Below are 21,056 nucleotides of genomic sequence, written 5' to 3'. Positions count from 1 at the left end.
GACATGCTTAACATAAATTCTTCAAATTTAATTAATAGAAGTACATATTAGAATTTTAAATCTAGTTAATATTAATAAAAATATATGCTTTAAACTATATTTTATGACATGAGTATATTACACAATAAAAAAATGTGCCCAATGCTGGACACATTATTTATTAAAGTATTTTACTTAATATTTATATTTTGAATTTTTATCTACCCAAATTTCAAACGAATCAACATCTAATGGTTTACTAAATAAATAACCTTGTCTAAAATCACAACCTAAAACTTTTAAAAGTTCTAGTTGGTTTCTTGTTTCTATTCCTTCTGCTACTACCTTTAGGTTAAAGTTTTTAGCCATATTAATTATTGTTTTTAATAATTTGTTATAATCTTTTTTATAATCTAGATTACTTTCAATATAATCTATAAAAACCTTATCAATTTTAAGTTTATTAATAAATAGCTTTTTTAGCAAAGATAGGGATGAATAGCCTGTACCAAAGTCATCCATTGATATTTTTATTCCGATTTCACTAAGTTCCTTTACTGTTTTAGCTATCTTATCTATATTACCTGCTGAAACACTTTCAGTTATTTCAAATTCGATATACTTAGGTTCAATGTTATAGTAATCTAAAGTCTTTCTGACAAACTCAGTAAATCTAATATATTCTAACTGTTTGACAGAAATATTAACTGAAATAGGTATTAGCTTTAATCCTTTCTTTTTCCATTCATTTATTTTTTTACAAATATTCTCAATTACCCATTCTCCAATACTATAGATAAGTCCAGTATTCTCAGCAATAGGAATAAATTTATCTGGTGAAACATTCCCTAATTTACTATTTTTCCACCTTAATAAGGACTCTGCACCTACAATTTGGTTGTTATTAATTTGTATTATAGGTTGATAGTTTATGTATAATTCATTATTCTCTATAGCTTTTTTTAAATAATTTATCATAGTAAAATTTTGTTCTATCTCAATTCCCATATCTCTAGAATAGAATAAAATTTTATGCTTGCTTGCAATATTATACTTGGCTTTATACATAGCTGTGTCTGCATTCTTAACCAATGTATAAGAATCTTTTCCGTCTATTGGATAAACAGATATTCCTATACTAACTGACAAATAAAAATAATTATCATTTATTATAAAAGGATCATTTAGTAAATCAATTATCTTTAGTGCTATAGCCTTTAAATCACTTTTACTTTTGACATTATTTATAACTAATACGAACTCATCTCCTCCAAATCTAGCAAATAAGTCACAGTTCTTTAACTTATTTTCAATCCTCTTTGAAAACTCAACAAGTATTTTATCACCTATATGATGACCAAGAGAATCATTTATATCCTTGAAATTATCAATATCTATAAAAAGTACTCCTAATCTATCCCCTTTACTTACCTCTGAAATTAATAATTGAAATTTCTTATTAAAATAAAATCTATTATATAAACCTGTTAGGGAATCCCTTTCTGCTAAATACTTTATTTTTTTATTCATTCTTTTCTTGTCAGTGATATCTTTAAAAACTACATTGCCACCTATTATTCTGTTATTGCTAAATATTGGGTAGGCTAATAGCTCTACATCAATAAGTCTTCCATCTTTTCTTTTCCTTCTAGTTTCACATTCTACTAACCCACCTTCTAGAATAGAATCTAATATGTTTTGATTATCATTTTCATCAATATTATTACATTCGCTTATACAAATAAATTCTTTTAAGTTTTTCCCCTTAATTTCATTTAGTGAAAACTGAAATAAATCTGTAAATTTTTTATTTATATTTATTACTCTATTTTTATTATCTAAAATCGCCACTGCATTTGGTGAATTTTTAAACATATGATGGAACATAGATTGTTCTGTAATTTTATTATTAACATCATAAATAATTGAAAACAAAAGTTTTTTCTCATAAATTTCTATTGGAAAACTACGAACTTCAACATCTCTAAACTCTCCATTAGCTAATTTATGGGTAAATAAAAAATAGTTTTTACTCTTTGATCTTGCCCTTTTCATTTCCTTTTTTACTTCTTCTTTAGGTAAAACATTTATATACTGTATTTTTTTATTAAGTAATTCATCTCTACTATACCCATAATATGAAATAGCAGCTTTATTTGCATCAATTATTGAGCCTGTTTCTGAATCTATAAGTATCATAATAGTTTGATGATTATTGAAAATAAACTTATAAATATCTTCCTTAATTTTCAATTCCATTCTTAATTTTTCTACCTCAGTTATATCTGTAATAACAGCATACAAAAATAGTCCTATTCTATATAGTTTTATATTAGCTATAAAATCTTCTCCAGTTTTTCTTTTATGGAGCCATTCAAACTCATAGTAACCTTTTTCGTAAGCTATATTAACAATTTCTTTCCCTTTAGTTTTTGATAGCTTACCATCTGGCTGTTTTTTAGGGGACATCTCATATGGCCTAAGTCCTATTATCTCTTCTTTGTTATCATATTTAAAAACTTCCAATGCTGAATTGTTACAGCCAACAATTGCATCATCCTTTATTATATATAATGCATTTAGAAAAAGGTCAGCAATATCATCTGCTTCTACTTTTTCTTTATTACTATTCACAGGATTACCCCCTCAATATATAACCGATTATAAAACAATTATATCATAAAAGCTAATATAAATGTCTAATCGTGTTGTATATTATCGATTTGTGGCATTTTTTAATATTATACAAATTTTAACTTAATAAAAAAATCCTTAAGCAGATAATTATCTGCTTAAGGATTTTTAAACTAAATTTATTGATTCTACTATGAATTCCATTCCCAATGTTCTGCTATATCTTCCATTTCATGTTTTTTATCCCTTAGCATTAAATTTATTACTGCATTTTTAACATCTTTACCTTCATATAAAACTCCATATATTTCTTCAGTAATAGGCATTTTCACATTGTATTTTTTTGATAACTGATAAGCTGCTTTAGTTGTTTTTATACCTTCTACTACCATTCCTACTGATTCTATTGCTTCTTCTAGGCTATATCCCTTTCCTATTTTTATTCCAGCCCTTCTATTTCGACTATGCATACTAGTGCAAGTAACTATTAAATCCCCTATTCCAGATAAGCCAGCAAAAGTATTTTTATTTGCTCCCATTTTTTCACCTAATCTAGATATTTCAATTATACCTCTATTCATTAAAGCTGCCTTAGTATTATCACCATATCCTAAACCATCTGAAATTCCAGCACCTAAAGCGATAACATTTTTTAAAGAGCCTCCCAATTCTACCCCTATAACATCTGGGTTAGTATAAACTCTAAATTTAGGTGTCATAAATACCTCTTGTATGTATTCAGCTACTTTCTTCTTTTTAGAAGCTGTTACAATTGTAGTTGGTATATCCTTGGCAACTTCTTCTGCATGAGATGGTCCAGAAAGTACAGCATAATTAATATTAGGAATTTCTTCATCTACTATTTCGGATATTCTCATTAATGTATCACATTCTATTCCCTTTGACACATTTACAATTGTTTTTTCCTTATCAACCTTATTTTTAATCTTCTTTAAGGTTTCTCTTACAGCATGTGAAGGAACTGCTAAAACTATTATTTCTTTATCTAAAACAACTTTTTCAATATCATTTAATATTTTAACATTATTCGGAATTATAACTCCTGGGAGATATTTAACATTTTCTTTTGAAAAATTAATATTATCGCATTGTTCTTTATTTCTTATCCATAAATCTATATCATAACCTTTTTTAGCCAATAAAACAGCTAAGGCGGTTCCCCAACTTCCTCCTCCGAGAATTCCTATTTTGCTTAACATATTGTCTCCTCCTTAACTAAGCCTTCTCTCCAAGTTTTCTCTCTGTACCAGCTAAAAGCCTTTGGATGTTCCCTTTATGTCTAAAAATTGCAAAAGCTGATAATATTAAAACAAAAATTAGAAAGTTTACATCTATAGGTCTCTCTATTATTAGAGTAACTATAGGTAACAAAGCCATACCTGTAACTGAACCTAATGAAACATATCTAGTTTTTGCAATAAGAATTATACCTATTACTATACAAATAAGTGCTAATATATAGTTAATGGATAATACTACTCCAATAGTAGTAGCTATACCCTTTCCACCTTTAAATTTCAAAACTACTGGCCAGTTATGACCTACTACTACACTTATTCCTCCTATTAATGCACCAATATCACCTAAAATGTATTTTCCAATAATTACAGCCACTGCTCCTTTAGCACAATCTAATAAAAAAGTTGTTAGACCCATTTTAACTCCAAATACTCTCAATGCATTTGTAGCTCCAGCATTACCACTACCATAATTTCTAATATCAGTATTTTTAACTAACTTTCCTAAAATATAAGCAAAGTTTAAATTACCTAAAATGTAACCTATAATAATAGTTAAAATTACATCACCCAAAATTAATCCCCCTTTTTCTTCTCTCTAAATTGAAACCAAATAGGTGTCCCCTCAAATCCAAAGGCCTTTCTTATTTCATTTTCTAGATATCTTTGGTATGAAAAGTGTAAAAGCTCTTTATTATTTATAAATATTACAAATTTAGGTGGTTTAACACTAACTTGTGTAGCATAATAGATTCTAAGTCTTTTTCCTTTATCTGAAGGTGGCTGATTCATTAAAATAGCTTCACTTATTATATCATTTAAAATTCCTGTACTAATTCTCATAGAATGATTATTTGATACAGTTTTTATCATATCTATTACTCTATTTACCCTTTTTCCTGTCTTAGCTGATATAAAAATTAGTGGTGCATAGTTTATAAAAGATAGTTTTTCTCTAACTTCCTTTTCAAAATTTAAATAAGTATTAGTTTCCTTTTCAATCAAATCCCATTTGTTTATTAAAATTACAATTGCCTTTCCATTTTCATGAGCATATCCTGCAATCTTAGTATCTTGTTCAGTTACTCCTTGAGTAGCATCTATTACCATAAGGCAAACATCTGCCCTTTCTATTGCGGTTAGTGACCTTACTACACTATATCTTTCTATATTTTCTTTTACTTTTTTCTTTCTTCTCATCCCTGCTGTATCTATAAATACGAATCTATCCTCTCCTACTTCAAATAGTGTATCAATAGCATCCCTTGTTGTACCGGGAATATCACTTACTATAACCCTTTCTTCGCCTAAAATTTTATTTACTAAGGAAGATTTCCCAACGTTTGGTTTTCCTATCACTGCAACTTTTATAATGTCTTCATCATATTCTGTATCTTTATCTTCTGGAAATCTTTTTATAACTTCATCTAATAAATCTCCAGTTCCTAATCCTTGTGAAGCTGATATTGGAATTGGATCTCCTAAACCTAATTCATAAAATTCATAAAAAGTATCTGGTAATATGTGAGTATCTACTTTATTACATACTAGTATAACATTTTTATGGTTTTTTCTTAGCATATTAGCAACTTCTCTATCAGCACTTGTAATTCCTGCTTTTCCATCTACTATAAAAAGAATAACATCTGCTGTTTCAATTGCAATCTCAGCTTGACTTCTCATTTTAGATAGGATTACATCACTAGTATCTGGCTCAATTCCACCAGTATCTATTATAGTAAAATAATTGTTTAACCATTCTCCCTCAGCATATATTCTATCTCTAGTAACTCCTGGTGTATCTTCAACTATAGCAATTCGCCTTCCAGCTATTCTGTTAAATAGTGTAGATTTTCCTACATTAGGCCTTCCTACTATAGCTACTACAGGTCTTGCCATAATTTCACCTCTCTTCAATAAGTTTATTTATAAAATCTTCTCCATCTACATCAGATACTAAAACGTTACATTTTAATTCTTTTCTCAAGTCATCTATAGTTATATCATCAAGAAAAATATCCTCATCCCTTTTTAACATTGTTTTAGGAATTATAATACCATCTTTAATTTCATACTTACTCAACTTATTAATTAAATCTCTACCTGCTATAAGACCAGATACAGTAATTGTTTCACCAAAAAAGTGGTTTTCAATAGGTAAAACTTTAATATTTAAACCACTTATTTCATCCATTATCATATTTGCAATATCACACATAAATTTATAAGCTAAAGTACCTGTTACTACTATATAGCTTTTATCCTTTACTATTTTTTTATTTAGCTTTTTTAAAGCAATTTTAACTTCATCATAAAAAAGTCGCATTAATCCTACGCCATTTTCATACTGAGGAAAGCCTTCATACTCTTCATAGCTAGGTATTTTTTTATTAGCTTGTACATAAAATTCGTCTGCAGCAAAAACAAAACGAGTATTTAGCTTATTCATATATTCTTTTTGTTTATGATGTATATAGTTTAATAACTCCTTAGATAATTTTTTGTTATATGGTGTAAGCTCAAATAATCCCTCTCTATATTTTGTAATTCCAACAGGTACTACTGCTACACTGTTAATATTAGGGTATAAACTAGATAAATCATTTATTGTTTTCTCAAGATGTTCTCCATCATTTATTCCCGGACATAAGACTATTTGACAATTCATCTTGATTCCCGCATCACTAAATCTTTTAAGAATCTCATATATATTGCCTGCTCTTTTATTATTTAGCATTTTAATCCTTAAGTCCGGGTCAGTAGTGTGTACTGATATATTTATTGGACTTAATTTGTATTTTATAATTCTTTCTATTTCTTCATTACTCATATTTGTAAGTGTTATGAAATTACCATGTAAAAAAGAAAGTCTTGAATCATCATCTTTAAAATACAAAGTTTTTCTAAGTCCCTTCGGTAATTGGTCGATAAAACAAAATACACATTTGTTTTTGCAACTTTTAGCTTTATCTATTAAAGGATTTGTAAATTCAATACCAATATCTTCATTAAAATCTTTTTCAATTTCAAGTTGCCAAATTTCACCATCTTTTTTTTGGATTGTAACCTCTATATAATCATCTGCTATAAGATATTTATAATCTAAAATATCTTTTACTTCTTGACCATCTATGGATATTAAAATATCACCTTTTTCAATTCCCATTTCCTCAGCTATACTACCCTTTTGTATATTCTCAATTATATTTTTATTCTGTTTACAATACTTGATTTCCATAATATCCCCTCATATTAATTATTTGCTATTAGGACCTAGTAATAATAGTATACCATAAATATTTTTATTTTACATTATACCTTTGTTATGCTACCAATTTTTCTTATAAAAATCAAGTAAATGTATCAAATATTTATTACATTTATAATATAATTTACATGATATATTAACTATTAGTGTTTTACAATTATATAGCAACCATTTTCCAAATCATGAATCATGCCAAGTGTAACTTTTGCTATAAGTAAAGCAATCTTTTCTTTTTCATCTTCATCCTTTGCATAAAAAATTGGAACACTACCACTAGATACTACATCCCTATCTGTAGTTATAATTGCAAGTATTGTATCTTTTAAACCAACATCCATATATATCACCCCCTAATCTGCCGCTTTCCTACCAGCTTTTGAATCTAAAGGCTTCCTTTTTGAACTTTCTAATACAATAGTATTTTTTACTGCCTCTACTAGGCATTCGACATCTGGCTCTAGTGATACTATTGCCATAACAACATTTCCAGTATGAGGGTCCCTTCTTGCTATGGGTGTAAAATCTGGTTCATCTTTATCTTTTCTTATTCCTAACTGAGTAGCGGCATTATGTTGTATTGCCTGTCTTTGACCTAAATTAGCTAGTGTTGCTATTCCATTTTCATCTTTAGGAATTATTTCTACAGCAATTCCATTTTTCATATATATTTCTCTAGAAGCCTTTAATCCTATATTCATAATAATAACTCCGTTAACAGTTAATAAAGGGCCTTGAAACTCTATTTTTGCTGGATAGACATCAGCTATATCCTGTATAGTTTGCCTTGAAATTGCTCTATTAAAATATATAATAGCAATAAACCCAATGAGAATACCAATAAGTATAGCCAAGGTCTTATGAATATTAGCCTGTGTAAGTGTAAATATTACAATACTAACTATTACTGAAGTTAAAATAGTCATATAATTTCTTGCTTCAAAGGCCTTTGCTATATCCTCTATATATGCAGTTCCCCTTGCAACTAATTCTGTAGGTTCCATATTATCTAAGCTCTGCCTTTCTAAATTTCTTACATCCCTAAATTGTTGTGCAGCCAAAGCTAAAAATGTTACAGCTGCAAATTCTTTTTCAGCTAATGCTGGTACTGCTACTGAACCTAAGGCTGCAGCTATAATTCCCAATGTTAGATGTGAAAATGTGCCTTGGGGATAACTTGGATATTGTCTTGAATCAATTCTTAACATTGATAACCTTGATAATACACCTAAAACGATTGAAGGTATTATAGTATATCCATATTCAAACATAATAGTACTCACCCTTTAATTATTAATGTCTTATATTCAAAAACTTAAGTAGTCTATTAATAATGTCTTCTATTTTTGCTTTTCTTTCCTTTTTGCTAGAGCTTATAAATAAAAATAATAGACTTCCTAAACTTACAAAAAATATTATAGTTACTAGTCCTTTATAAGCTCCTTTGTTACTTTTTTGTACTCCCTTTACTTCCCTAGTTCCAACAAGTCCACCAAAAACTGCTTTTTTTATAATTTCAGCTAAATATTTGTTAGATTTATTTACTTGACTTTGAGAAAGTGTATATGTTCCCATTTCTAATAACAAACTCTTAGGTGTTAAATCTTGATTATAATTACCTCTACCATAATATATATCCTTTACTAATCCAGGATACAATTCATCTGCTATTGCTTTTATATATAGTGCTAATTCTTCATTTACCATTAAATTTGGATTTCTTCTTCCTAATACAATCCTTATTCTAGATACTGTTTCTCCATTTAACTCTGTAATATATTCTTCCTTAGGAACTCCATCTCTATGTAAATCAAATAAAGCATCTGGTTGCTTTAATAGCATTCTAAAGACCGTTCGTCTTGATCTTTTATATGATGCAGCATCATGTGGGTCATGTCTGGTTTTATTTAAAATAACTGTAATACCTTGTTTTTCTAAATTATTAGTGAAATTTTTACCTACTGCAATTATGTCTCCATTTCCCCATTCACTTGCTGTGCCAGATGTTGGTATATAGGATTCATCTGTATGTGTAAAATATATTCCCACTTTTTTAACATCTTCTTGCTTAAATACAGTCTCTTCTAATACATTAGAAATATCAGGCATTTTTATATCCTTTAAACATTTTGCATAAGCAATATTTCCTTTTTCTACTTTAATAATTTCATATAATTTATTATCTTCACTATGGTATTTATCTCCTATATTTACTTGCCAAGCAGTTAGAAATAATTTTTTCTTTGATTTCATATCATAAACTGTAAAATAACTTTTCCCATTCAAATACCAGTCATCAGCTTCAACATAATTAATAGTTAGTATAATAAAAATTAGTGCCAATATTATGCATCTATTTTTCATTTTCGTCATCCCTTTTTATTTTTACCCTCTCATCTAAAATATTGGTAAACTCACCTCCTTCAAACTTCATATCTTTTTTGTTTGTTCCTCCTTGAATTTTTTCTCTAAATTCTCCTATGGTTTCAGCTAGAAAAAGGGCTGATACTCCAGCTAAAATTGTAGAGTCAAATGCCCCTGCTCCTCCAAAAAAAACAGGTACATTATAACCTCTATAAATATTTAATATAAACTGTATAATATCACTAAAAATAACGCCTAAAACTCCTGCAATAAAAGCACTTCTTCTTGATCTACCCAATATATAGGCTATTATTCCCCCAGTAATTCCATATAGAATATTAAGGTCAAATAAGAACGATTCCGGTTTTCCCGACAATATTTTGCCTGCTAAATAAATAGCAAAGCCTGATAAAATCCCTCCTACTATTGCTCTTAATTTTTCTTTCTTAGTTCCAGCCTTTATAAAAAGATACAAAACTAATATTAATGGAATAATAGCCCCACCTATATTAATATAAACTAAATCTGTAATCTTAATATCTGGTAGAAAAAAAGTTGAAAAGATAATTGAGATAACAACAAGTAATGCTTGTTTGTCATTTAATCTTAATCTATCTAATGCTCTTTGAGATAAGCCACTAAAAATTAAAATAGTTGTTCCAATAAGAATAATAATGCCTATAGACATTAAACAAATATCCTCCTAGGTTAATAATTCAATTATTAGGTTACCCTGTATTTTTTCAGTCTATTCAGTTTTGGGTTAAATAAAAGGATGTCCCTTTAAAGGAACATCCTTTTATTTTTCTATATTAAATTGTTTTATACTTTCATTTAAGCTCTCTGATAAGTTATTTAATTTGTCACTGAAATTCTTTATTTCTTCTACTGTAGCAAATTGTTGCTGTGACTTTGCATTTGCTTCCTGTGATATACTAACTGTTTTGTTAGCAGTTTCATTAATATTGGTAATAGAAGAAACTATTTCTTCATTTTGTTTATCAACCTTTTCAATTTCAGAAACTATATCTGATACTTTTCTTAGCATTTCTTTTGTAGAGTCATAAATGGTTTCAAATGACTTTCTTGTATCTTTAACAGCCTTATTTTGATCTTTAACTATTTCTTCACTAGTATTAGAAACATTTTCAACGTTATGTGCCTTTTCTTGGATACTATTTATTATATTTCTAATATTATTCGTTTCAACAGCAACTTGTTCAGCTAACTTTCTTATTTCCTCTGCCACTACAGAAAAACCTCTACCTGCCTCACCAGCCCTCGCAGATTCAATTGCAGCATTTAAAGCTAACAGATTAGTCTGCTTGGAAATTTCTGTAATAGTCATAATTATCTTCTCTATTTCTTTTATAGAATCATTTAATTCTACTACTTCCTTGTGTACTCTATCAGAAATTTTATAGCTTTCTTGAGACTTACTACTTAAAGTATTAACTTGATTTAGTCCATTCTTTATCACTTTATCTGTATCTTCAAATGTTCTAAAAATATTATCTGTATAACTATTGACTTTTCCCATTATATTTGATAGTTTATTTATCTTATTTACACCAGTATTTACATCATCAGCTTGGTGAGCTGCTCCTACTGCTATTTCCTCAATAACTTGAGATACATGCTTATTAAAACTATATGCATCTGTTGAAATCTTATTTAGTTTATGTGAGACATCTGCAACATCAGAAGATATTTTTATTAATTTACTAATTAAATTTTTTAATTTTTCACTCATATTATTAAAACTATCATTTAATAATTCTATATCTCTATTAGTATGAAAATCGGCCCTTTTACCTAATCTTCCTTCAGAAATTTCTTTCATAAGGTTTGCAAGTTTACTAATAGGTTTTGTTATTATTCTTGAATATAGTAAAGCTAAAGATAAACAAATTAAAGCTAGGGTAATTACTGCTACAATCATAAAACTTCTGATAACATTTGTACTATTTTCAAATTCACTTTTATCCATTGTTGCAACACTTATCCAATTCATACTATTAAGTTTGTTATAAACTGCAACTTTCCCTATGCTATCATATGTATAAACACCAAAGCCCTGTATATTCTTTTTACCTTTTTTATTTCAATAATAGCATTATTAATAAGACTATTTTCAATCTTTGTTAACAGTTTGTCTTTTTCTTTATGATAAACAATAGTGCCTTTCTCATTAACTATATATATGTATCCAGTTTTTCCTATTTTTACTTCTTTAAAAGGCTTAGTAAATTCCTCTAAATCAAACATAATTACCATTATGCCTAATCTATCAGAAAGACTATCAATAGGCTTAGCAACTGGTATAACATATCTTCCTGTTGCCTTTGATATTATTGGCTTGCCTATTACAACACCTTTTTCATCGACCTTTAATTTTTTATAGTAATCGGTATTGGAAATATTAATATTCTCATAAACTTCTTTATATCTAGAACCATCACCTATAACATTTCCCTTTACATTGGTAATAAATATAGTTTCATATAATCCATCAGAACTATTAACTGCATTTTTTAATGAAAGAAGCACTTTATTTAAACTTATAATATTATCTAATTTGTTATCATTATGTATATCTTCTAACAAAACTAACATATCTGTCTGAGCAGAAAGACTTTTAAAAACATTTTCTGCACTACTTATCGTTGTATCAATATTATTTTTAACACCTAGTGCATGGGCTGAAAGCATATTTTTTTGAACCTTACTAACTTGAGAATAAACTTTATTATATGTAACAAATCCTAATAATGTAACTGGTACAATTGATATTAGGATAAATACAATCATAAGCTGTTGTTTTAAAGAGAGTTTTCTAACATTATTAAATAAACCTATACTTATTCTTTTTCTCTTCTTTTTTTCCTTATTATTTTTGTTTTTATTATCTTTGGTCTTTTTTAATTTTATTATTTTTATTTTAGTCAACTTTTTAAAAGATTTTTTCGATGAATTATAGATTTTTTTAATAAAGAATTTGGTAAAATTTTTTTCCAAAAGTTTATCATAATATTGTTTCCCCCTATCAGATTTTTCCATTTTTTCAGCCTAAAAATAAAGGAAAGGAACAAAAGCTCCTTTCCTTTATCAAATTAGGAAGATTGGGTTTGTATAGTACTTGGTGGTTTCACTAATTTCATTTGGTTTTTCAATTATAACTATAATGCCTATATGTTAATCGGGCATTAAATGATTGTTAAATCCTAGTTAAAAATAAAAACAGTGAATAGGCTTTTAACCTACTCACTGTTTTTATTTATCTGTCTTTTTTACCGGTAATGTAATCTTAAATTCAGTTCCTTTATTAACTTCACTTGTTACATCTATTTTACCTTTGAAGGATAAAACTATGTGCTTCACAATTGCAAGGCCTAAACCAGTACCTCCTACTTGTCTAGATCTAGCTTTATCTACCCTGTAAAATCTCTCAAATAATCTTGATAGATGTTTTTTCTCAATCCCTATTCCTGTATCCCTAACTTTAATTATTACAAAGTCATTAGTTCTATATCCAATTACCTCAACCTTTCCTCCAGCTGGAGTATACTTAATACCATTGTCAATTAAATTAATAAGCATTTGTTTAAACCAAGTTCTTTTTCCATAAAGTTTTGGAATATTTTCTTCTACATTGTTTATAAGTTCTATATCCTTACTTTTTGCTATTTCATTTAAAATTTGAATTACTTCTCCAACTGACTTATTTACATCTATCTCTTCCATTTCTGCCATCTGATGCTTATTCTCTATTTCAGAAAGCATTAGTAAATCTTCTATAAGTGCTGTAAGCCTTCCTGTTTCTATATCAATTATATCTAAAAACTTATTTCTAACTTTTTTATTTTCCACAGCCCCTTCTTTTAATGTTTCTATAAATCCCTTTATTGAAGTAAGGGGAGTTTTTAATTCATGGGATACATTGGCTACGAAATCTTTTCTTAATCTTTCTAGTTTTCTAATTTCTGTAACATCTTCTATTATTATTAATACACCAATTTTTCTATTTGGATTGTCCTTTAAAGTTATTGGGTTTGAGTGTATATTAAGTATTCTATACCTAGGTTCATGGACTTCAATTTCCTGTTTAGAGCGTTTATTTTCTGCAAGTAGCTTTTGTATAAGTTCATCTAATACATTATTTCTCACAACTTCCAATAGATGTTTACCCTTTACTTTTTCTGTATCGAGTCCAAACATTTCCTCAGCAGCTTTATTTAAAAACACAATTCTTTTGTAATTATCTAAAGCAATTACTCCATTAATCATACTACTTAATATTGCTCTCATCTTAGTATTACTGTCCTGAAGCTCATTAATAGTATTTCTAAGTTTTTCACTCATAGTATTAAAATTCTCAGCAAGAATTCCTAACTCATCTTCAGTTTTAAAATAAACCCTTTCTCCGTAATCTCCCTGAGAAATCTTCTTAGTAGCAACTGTTAATTGTTGTATTGGTTTTGTTACATTATTTACATATCTAATCCCTAAAATTAGTGCAACAAGTAAACCAGCTCCTACTGATATAGCCATGTATTTTAATAAAGCTCTATTAAAATTAATTATATTAACTAAAGGTACTGATAATCTTATTACAGCTAAATCACTTCCTTTTTTGTTAAAAGGAATAGCTACATACAACATATCATATCCTAATGATTCACTAAATCTTTGACTTATACCTGTATAACCTTTTAAGGCCTTTTTTATTTCAGGCCTATCCTTGTGATTTTCCAAAAACCTTATATCTGCTTTTGAATCACCAATCACTTTTCCCGTTCTATCTATGAAAGTTATTCTTGCATTTACATTATCTGAATATAATTCTGATATTTCATCATAGTTTACTTCATCTAATGAATATAAAAATTCTCTAATAAGTTTAGAATTTGTAATTAATCTTTCCTCAATAGAATATAAGTGGTTCATTCTATAAAGATTAAGTGCTAATACTCCTGTCGTAATAATTCCTATTAAAACAAGAGTAATAAATGTTATAAATATTTTCCTTTTCATTTCTTCCCCCTCTATTTCATTTTATAGCCTACTCCTCTAATGGTCTCTATATATTTAAAGTGTTTATTCTCATCTTCAATTTTCTTCCTTAAATGTCTAATATGAACATCTACGGTTCTAGTCTCACCATAATAATCATATCCCCAAACTTTGTCTAAAAGATAATTTCTTGAAAGAACTTTCCCTTTGTTTTGAGCTAATATTTTTAAAAGCTCAAACTCTTTAAGAGTTAAATCTATCTTTTCCCCATTTTTAGAAACTTCATGTTTTTCAATATCAATAGTTATATCACCAACTTTTATTATCTGAGCTTCTTCTTTTTTAGTATCTTTACTTCTCCTTAAAACAGCTTTTACTCTAGCTATAAGTTCTCTAACACTAAAGGGTTTTGTAATATAATCATCTGCACCAATTTCTAGTCCTAGAACTTTGTCAGTTTCTTCACTTTTTGCAGTAAGCATAATTATTGGAATATTTTCCGTTATTGAATCTCTTTTCATTCTTTTACAGACCTCTATCCCATCTATTCCCGGAAGCATTAGATCTAATACTACTAAATCTGGTTCCTCTTCATATACCTTATTTAAAGCTTCTTCACCCTCAAAAGCTGTAACTACTTCATAGCCATTTTTCTCTAAATTAAACTTAATTAATTCTACAATATGCTCTTCATCATCAACTACAAGTATTTTCTTTTGTAAATTCAATAATTACACCTCCTAGGTAGTTAAACAAGCTGAATAATAGCAGCCATTCTTCCTGTTTTACCTTTTTCTTTTCTATAGGAATAAAAAATATCATTGTTACAACTTGTACATAAATTACTTATAGTTATATTTCTACTTTTAATTCCTTTTTCCTTTAAGGCTTCCCTATTAGCTTCCCATAAATTTAACATCCATCTACTTGAACCCCTCTTTTTTAACATATTTCGAGTGTTTGTAAAATTTTCGTTAAATCTTTTAAAAACATCTTCTGAGACTTCATAGCAGCAAGGGCCTATAGATGGTCCTATTCCTATAAGTATATCCTCTGGCCTAGATCCATAAACCTTAATCATTTTATCAATCATTTTTCCTGCAATTTTTTCTACAGTACCTCTCCATCCACCATGGGCTAATCCAACAACCTTTTTTACTTTATCCAAATAAAAAATCGGTACACAATCTGCATAAAAAGTAAATATAGTCAATCCTGGTATGTCAGTTAAAAGTCCATCAACACTTTTATAATCTTTTTGTCTTACAATCCCCTTTCCAGCGTCTTCTTTAGTAACTATTCTTATATTAGTACCATGTGTTTGATCTGATAGGACACAACTATCTAATGAAACCTCCATAACATCAGAAACTATTTTATAGTTCTTTAAGACATTTTCTTTTTCATCTTCAAGATTAAATCCCAAGTTTAAACTATCATAAGGTTTAGGACTTACTCCTCCAATTCTCGTTGTAAACATATGCTTTATTAACCCTGTCTCATCAAAGCTAGGTATTGTATAATATTTAACCCCATTTTTTTCATTTAATATAAACTTATTATTCCCCATTTTTTCACTTCCTTTTTCTTAATAAATATTAATTTATAATATTATTTCTAAAGCAAATATAATTATCATAAAGAAATAGATAAACTTGCTCTACTAAGGTGTTTATACTACTTCACATTTTTCTTTATAATACTATAAAAATATATTTTCTTAAATAAACTAAAAAGGACTCAAAAGAGTCCTTTTTAGTTTATTTACAGCTTTAATATTTCTTTTCATCTAATAACTTTTTAAGTTCATCCATAAAAGTGTTTATATCTTTAAATTGTCTATAAACGGAAGCAAATCTTACATAAGCTACTTCATCAACATTTTTTAGCTTATTCATTACCATTTCGCCTATTTTTTTAGTGGTAATTTCTTTTTTCATAGAATTATATAAACTTTTTTCAATCTCATCTACTATTTGTTCCATTACTTTAATAGAAACAGGCCTTTTTTCACAGGCTCTAATTATTCCATTTAAAAGTTTACTTCTACTAAAGGACTGTCTAGTTCCATCTTTTTTTACAACCACAAGGGGAATTTCCTCAATTTTTTCATAGGTAGTAAATCTTTTACCACACTTTGTACATTCTCTTCTTCTTCTTATTGCTTGTCCTTCATCTGTAGGACGTGAATCTACAACTTTTGTTTCATAATAGTCACAATAGGGACATATCATAAAATTCCCCCTTTTAATCTATACTTTATGCTACAAATTATAATATAATCTATACTTTATGCTACAAATTATAATATATTTCTGTAATTATGTCCAATTTTTTTAATTTAAATATTTTTTCCGCTATCTTCTCTTTCCCAATTTAGGGAGAGATCTACTAATATTACATCTTTACCAATCTTTTTTATATTTCTCCATTCTATAATATAATCACCCCTTCGATTAAATAAACTAAATAAATTACCATGACCTGGTACTACTATTGCTTTTATTTCACCTCTTTTTAAATCAATTTCTATATCACTAATTAATCCTAGTCTTGACCCATCTCTTATATTTATCACTTCTTTTTCCTTTAACTCTGAAGTCTTAACCATTTGCTCACCTTCTTATTATTTATACTCTTATTAAAATAATATATTAACTTGTCTTAAATTATTACTAATTTTGTAAAAGGTGAGCAAATTTTAGTTAAATAAGTTTTCTCATATGCTTTAATGCAGTTTTTTCTAACCTAGATACCTGTGCTTGAGATATACCTATTTCTTCTGCAACTTCCATTTGTGTTTTTCCTTCGTAAAACCTTAAATTTAGTATTAATTTTTCTCTCTCATTTAGCTTTCTTAATCCTTCTCTCAATGCTATTCCTTCAAGCCAAGTTTCATCTTCACTTTTCTCATCACTTACTTGGTCCATTACGTAAATAGCATCACCACTATCATGATAAATTGGTTCAAAGAGAGATATTGGATCTTGTATTGCATCTAACGCAAATACAACTTCTTCTTTAGGTAAATCAAGCTCTTTAGCTATTTCAGTAATTGTAGGTTCTTTTGAATTTTTACTCATTAATTGTTCTCTAACTTGTAAAGCTTTATAAGCTATATCTCTAAGAGATCTACTTACTCTTATTGAGTTATTATCTCTTAAATAACGTCTTATTTCTCCAATAATCATTGGTACAGCATAAGTAGAAAATTTAACATTTTGACTTAAATCAAAATTATCTATAGCTTTAATTAATCCAATACATCCAACTTGGAATAAATCATCTACATTTTCTCCCCTTTTATTAAACCGCTGGATTACACTTAAAACTAACCTTAAATTACCTCTTATAAACTCTTCCCTTGCTGTTAGGTCTCCAGCGTGTATCCTATCGAAAAGTTTTCTCATTTCCTCATTTGTAAAAACAGGTAGTTCAGAAGTATTTACTCCGCATATTTCAACTTTGTTGATATGCATCCCTACATATCATCCTTTCATTAATATTTCCCCCTTTAGTTTTAAAGTATTGCCTTTAATTTCTTTTTTATGCAATAATTAAAGTAAATACTTTAGGATTTTTATATTATTCTAAAAAAAATAAAGGCCAAGATCGGCCTTTATATCATTCTATTTATCTCTTTTCTTAACCTCTTTATAATCCTTTTTTCTAATCTAGAAATATATGACTGAGAAATGCCTAGAAGGTCAGCAACCTCTTTCTGAGTTTTTTCTTCACCATTGTTTAACCCAAACCTTAATTCCATAATCTTTTTCTCTCTTTTAGGTAGTTTTTTCATTGCTTCATCTAAAAGTTCTTTATCAACTTCTTCTTCTAAAAATTTAAAAATTATATCATTTTCTGTACCTAAAATATCAGACAATAATAACTCATTTCCATCCCAATCTATATTTAAAGGCTCATCAAAAGATATTTCTGTTTTAGTTTTACTGTTTCTTCTTAAAAACATTAATATTTCATTTTCTATACATTTAGATGCATATGTTGCAAGCTTTATTTTTTTATCTGGTTTAAATGTATTTACTGCTTTAATTAAGCCTATTGTTCCAATAGATATTAAATCTTCTACACCTACACCTGTATTTTCAAATTTTCTTGCTATGTAAACAACTAGACGTAAATTCCTTTCAATTAAAATTGATCTTACTGAATCATCTTCTTCTAGCCTAGATACTAAATAACTCTCCTCTTCAGGTGTCAAAGGAGGTGGTAATACTTCACTACCTCCTATATAAAATATCTCTTCTTCTTTATACAATTTAAACTTTTTTAAAATTTTAATGTAATTAACCTTTAAAAATAACTTTAGCTTGTCAGTAAATTTTAACACCTTGTCTCCCCCCCAACTAATCTAAAAGATCTGGATGTAATAATGCCTTATAATCATTTTCATTAGAAAGTTTGTTATTATAAATTCCAACAATAATATTTGTTACATTTTTTATTGCATCTTTTTCATTAACTATTACCCTATCTGGTTTAAAACCTATAAGCATACCATTTTCCTTGCCTAGAGATTTAAAAGGAATTAGTCTAAACTTCATTTCTTGTATCGATTCTTCCATTATTGATGAAATAATTTCAAGACTATTTTCTTTATATTTTAAAAAAATATTTTGAACATCTTTTGGTAGTAAATTTTTTATAGCTGAAAATTCAGCAATTATTACAGGTATATCAGTAATTGGGTCTTTCAAAGAATTTCCAGTATCCAATAAAGCTACTATATCAACACTATTATGATTTGCTTCAATAGTAATAGGAATAAAAACTCTAGCTTTACTAAGTTTTGATTGTATATATCCCCATGAAAACTTTATTAATATCCAAGAAGTTATAATTGCAATAATTAATAATCTCAAAGGAAAGTTATTTATGTAAAAAATTCCATTTCCTACGTAAACTTCAAAATCTGATAGATAAAATAATGCAAGGGCTGCACCTGCAAAAACAAAAGATACTACATAAAAAGTAGCTATTAGTGTCAAAAACTTCCTCAACCTAACTGGATTAAAAGCTATAATTATAATTAAAATTGATATGGAAAGTTTTATTATAAACGTAGTCATAAACTTTAAAGAAGGAAAAAAAACAACTAATGTGTATAATGCTCCAATAATAGAAGCAATAACTAGTCTTAATCTACTAGTTTCTGTTCTTGAAAAATGTTTAGTTACATATAATATAATAAAGTTAATTATAAAGTTTTCTAGCAATAAATATTCTGCATATATGTACACTTATTATCCCCCTTTGGGAAAAACTTCCTCTATTCTACTCATATTCATTTGAAATTCAATTTATTCATATTATACAATACTATGCTTTAAAAATCTGTCATATGCTGAAGTCGAAAAAACAAAAAAAATCCCTTTTCTTTTCAAAAGAAAAGGGATTTCTCTTATTTATTTCTTTTTCTTAAAAATGTTGGAATATCCAAATCATCTGAATCAAAATCATTAATATTTGATACTACGTGTTTATCAGTATTTCTTTTATTCTGTATCGTTTGATTATTACTTTCTCGTTTCTGGCTTTCTTTGTTTTCTTCTGAAAAACCAGTTGCAATAACAGTAATTTTAATATCATCTTTTAAGTTTTCATCAACTACAGCACCAAATATAATATTAGCATCTGGGTCAACTGCCTGTTTTATAAGGTCAGCAGCTTCGTTTACTTCAAATAATCCTAAGTTTGGTCCACCTGTAATATTAAGAAGTACACCTTTTGCTCCCTCAATTGAAGTTTCAAGAAGTGGACTTTGAATTGCTTGTTTTGCTGCTTCAGCTGCCCTGCCTTCTCCATTTGCCCTTCCTATACCCATATGGGCTAAACCTTGTTGTAACATAATAGTTTTTACATCTGCAAAGTCTAAGTTAACTAAGCCAGGTACGGCAATCAAATCTGAAATACCCTGGATACCTTGCCTTAAAACATCATCTGCTATTTTAAATGCATCCATAATTGACGTCTTTTTCTCAACAACTTGTAAAAGTCTATCATTAGGTATTGTTACAAGGGTATCAACTCTACTTTTTAATTCTTCAATTCCTTTTTCAGCATGTAACATTCTCTTTCTACCTTCAAACATAAAAGGCTTTGTAACAACACCTACTGTAAGTATATCCATTTCTTTTGCTATTTCTGCCACAATAGGGGCAGCTCCTGTTCCTGTTCCACCACCCATCCCAGCAGTAATAAATACCATATCTGCTCCTTTTATAGCTTCAGTTATATCATTTCTACTTTCCTCAGCAGCTTTTTTACCTATTTCTGGATTGGCTCCAGCTCCAAGTCCTCTTGTTAATTTTTCTCCAATTTGTATTTTTTGTTCTGCCTTTGAAGTGTGAAGGGCTTGCTTATCAGTATTAACTGCTATAAACTCTATCCCTTGAACTTGAGATTCTATCATTCTATTTACTGCATTATTACCTCCACCACCTACTCCAATAACTTTTATGCGTGCAAATTGATCTGTATCTACATCAAATTCAAACACATTATAACCCCCTTACTTTCTC

20 protein-coding genes are annotated in these 21,056 nt (G+C 28.2%); all 20 read right to left on the bottom strand.

Annotated features, from left to right (window positions below; genetic code table 11):
• Positions 1 to 174 precede the first annotated feature (174 nt).
• Positions 175 to 2,613: a bifunctional diguanylate cyclase/phosphodiesterase gene (locus BET03_RS00390; RefSeq protein ID WP_120166097.1), complete on the bottom strand. Its 2,439-nt coding sequence runs from the start codon at positions 2,611 to 2,613 to the stop codon at positions 175 to 177.
• 191 nt (positions 2,614 to 2,804) lie between these two features.
• Positions 2,805 to 3,833, bottom strand: coding sequence for an NAD(P)H-dependent glycerol-3-phosphate dehydrogenase (locus tag BET03_RS00385; RefSeq protein WP_120166095.1), 1,029 nt, complete (start codon positions 3,831 to 3,833; stop codon positions 2,805 to 2,807).
• Positions 3,834 to 3,849: 16 nt separating this feature from the next.
• On the bottom strand, positions 3,850 to 4,446 hold the full coding sequence (gene plsY / locus BET03_RS00380; RefSeq protein WP_243096825.1) for a glycerol-3-phosphate 1-O-acyltransferase PlsY: 597 nt from the start codon (positions 4,444 to 4,446) through the stop codon (positions 3,850 to 3,852).
• A 2-nt stretch (positions 4,447 to 4,448) separates the two neighbouring features.
• Positions 4,449 to 5,771 carry a ribosome biogenesis GTPase Der gene (der, locus tag BET03_RS00375; protein ID WP_120166091.1) on the bottom strand — a complete coding sequence of 441 codons (1,323 nt, stop codon included), beginning with the start codon at positions 5,769 to 5,771 and terminating at the stop codon, positions 4,449 to 4,451.
• 4 nt (positions 5,772 to 5,775) lie between these two features.
• Positions 5,776 to 7,110 (bottom strand): DUF512 domain-containing protein, encoded by a 1,335-nt coding sequence (locus tag BET03_RS00370; protein ID WP_120166089.1) that lies wholly within the window; start codon positions 7,108 to 7,110, stop codon positions 5,776 to 5,778.
• Between the two features lie 173 nt (positions 7,111 to 7,283).
• The gene (locus BET03_RS00365; RefSeq protein ID WP_120166087.1) at positions 7,284 to 7,478 is read right to left on the bottom strand and encodes a capping complex subunit for YIEGIA; all 195 of its coding nucleotides are present in this window, start codon (positions 7,476 to 7,478) and stop codon (positions 7,284 to 7,286) included.
• 12 nt (positions 7,479 to 7,490) lie between these two features.
• Complete coding sequence (locus BET03_RS00360; protein WP_120166085.1) at positions 7,491 to 8,408, bottom strand: YIEGIA family protein; 918 nt, start codon at positions 8,406 to 8,408, stop codon at positions 7,491 to 7,493.
• A 22-nt stretch (positions 8,409 to 8,430) separates the two neighbouring features.
• Positions 8,431 to 9,501: a stage II sporulation protein P gene (gene spoIIP / locus BET03_RS00355; RefSeq protein WP_183108648.1), complete on the bottom strand. Its 1,071-nt coding sequence runs from the start codon at positions 9,499 to 9,501 to the stop codon at positions 8,431 to 8,433.
• Positions 9,491 to 10,189: a DUF1614 domain-containing protein gene (locus BET03_RS00350; protein WP_120166081.1), complete on the bottom strand. Its 699-nt coding sequence runs from the start codon at positions 10,187 to 10,189 to the stop codon at positions 9,491 to 9,493. The genes spoIIP and BET03_RS00350 overlap by 11 nt, the downstream gene beginning before the upstream one ends.
• A 111-nt stretch (positions 10,190 to 10,300) precedes the next feature.
• On the bottom strand, positions 10,301 to 11,515 hold the full coding sequence (locus BET03_RS00345; RefSeq protein ID WP_120166079.1) for a methyl-accepting chemotaxis protein: 1,215 nt from the start codon (positions 11,513 to 11,515) through the stop codon (positions 10,301 to 10,303).
• 32 nt (positions 11,516 to 11,547) lie between these two features.
• A complete protein-coding gene (locus tag BET03_RS00340; RefSeq protein ID WP_120166077.1) occupies positions 11,548 to 12,561 on the bottom strand; it encodes a cache domain-containing protein in 1,014 nt (337 codons plus the stop codon).
• Between the two features lie 213 nt (positions 12,562 to 12,774).
• Positions 12,775 to 14,535 carry a two-component system histidine kinase PnpS gene (pnpS, locus tag BET03_RS00335; RefSeq protein WP_120166075.1) on the bottom strand — a complete coding sequence of 587 codons (1,761 nt, stop codon included), beginning with the start codon at positions 14,533 to 14,535 and terminating at the stop codon, positions 12,775 to 12,777.
• Between the two features lie 11 nt (positions 14,536 to 14,546).
• Positions 14,547 to 15,242: a response regulator gene (locus BET03_RS00330; protein ID WP_120166073.1), complete on the bottom strand. Its 696-nt coding sequence runs from the start codon at positions 15,240 to 15,242 to the stop codon at positions 14,547 to 14,549.
• Positions 15,243 to 15,262: 20 nt separating this feature from the next.
• A complete protein-coding gene (gene pgeF, locus BET03_RS00325) occupies positions 15,263 to 16,084 on the bottom strand; it encodes a peptidoglycan editing factor PgeF (protein WP_120166071.1) in 822 nt (273 codons plus the stop codon).
• 202 nt (positions 16,085 to 16,286) lie between these two features.
• The gene (gene nrdR / locus BET03_RS00320; RefSeq protein WP_120166069.1) at positions 16,287 to 16,748 is read right to left on the bottom strand and encodes a transcriptional regulator NrdR; all 462 of its coding nucleotides are present in this window, start codon (positions 16,746 to 16,748) and stop codon (positions 16,287 to 16,289) included.
• A 107-nt stretch (positions 16,749 to 16,855) separates the two neighbouring features.
• The gene (locus BET03_RS00315; RefSeq protein WP_120166067.1) at positions 16,856 to 17,125 is read right to left on the bottom strand and encodes a YlmC/YmxH family sporulation protein; all 270 of its coding nucleotides are present in this window, start codon (positions 17,123 to 17,125) and stop codon (positions 16,856 to 16,858) included.
• Between the two features lie 94 nt (positions 17,126 to 17,219).
• Positions 17,220 to 17,993 carry an RNA polymerase sporulation sigma factor SigG gene (gene sigG, locus BET03_RS00310; RefSeq protein WP_120166065.1) on the bottom strand — a complete coding sequence of 258 codons (774 nt, stop codon included), beginning with the start codon at positions 17,991 to 17,993 and terminating at the stop codon, positions 17,220 to 17,222.
• A gap of 140 nt (positions 17,994 to 18,133) precedes the next feature.
• Positions 18,134 to 18,865 carry an RNA polymerase sporulation sigma factor SigE gene (gene sigE, locus BET03_RS00305; protein WP_120166063.1) on the bottom strand — a complete coding sequence of 244 codons (732 nt, stop codon included), beginning with the start codon at positions 18,863 to 18,865 and terminating at the stop codon, positions 18,134 to 18,136.
• A gap of 16 nt (positions 18,866 to 18,881) precedes the next feature.
• Positions 18,882 to 19,775 (bottom strand): sigma-E processing peptidase SpoIIGA, encoded by an 894-nt coding sequence (spoIIGA, locus tag BET03_RS00300; protein ID WP_120166061.1) that lies wholly within the window; start codon positions 19,773 to 19,775, stop codon positions 18,882 to 18,884.
• A 161-nt stretch (positions 19,776 to 19,936) separates the two neighbouring features.
• A complete protein-coding gene (ftsZ, locus tag BET03_RS00295; RefSeq protein WP_120166059.1) occupies positions 19,937 to 21,034 on the bottom strand; it encodes a cell division protein FtsZ in 1,098 nt (365 codons plus the stop codon).
• Positions 21,035 to 21,056: the final 22 nt, after the last annotated feature.

It is taken from the genome of Thermohalobacter berrensis (assembly GCF_003609645.1).
GTDB lineage: Bacteria > Bacillota > Clostridia > Tissierellales > Thermohalobacteraceae > Thermohalobacter > Thermohalobacter berrensis.
This window is presented reverse-complemented; position numbering and strand designations above follow the sequence as displayed.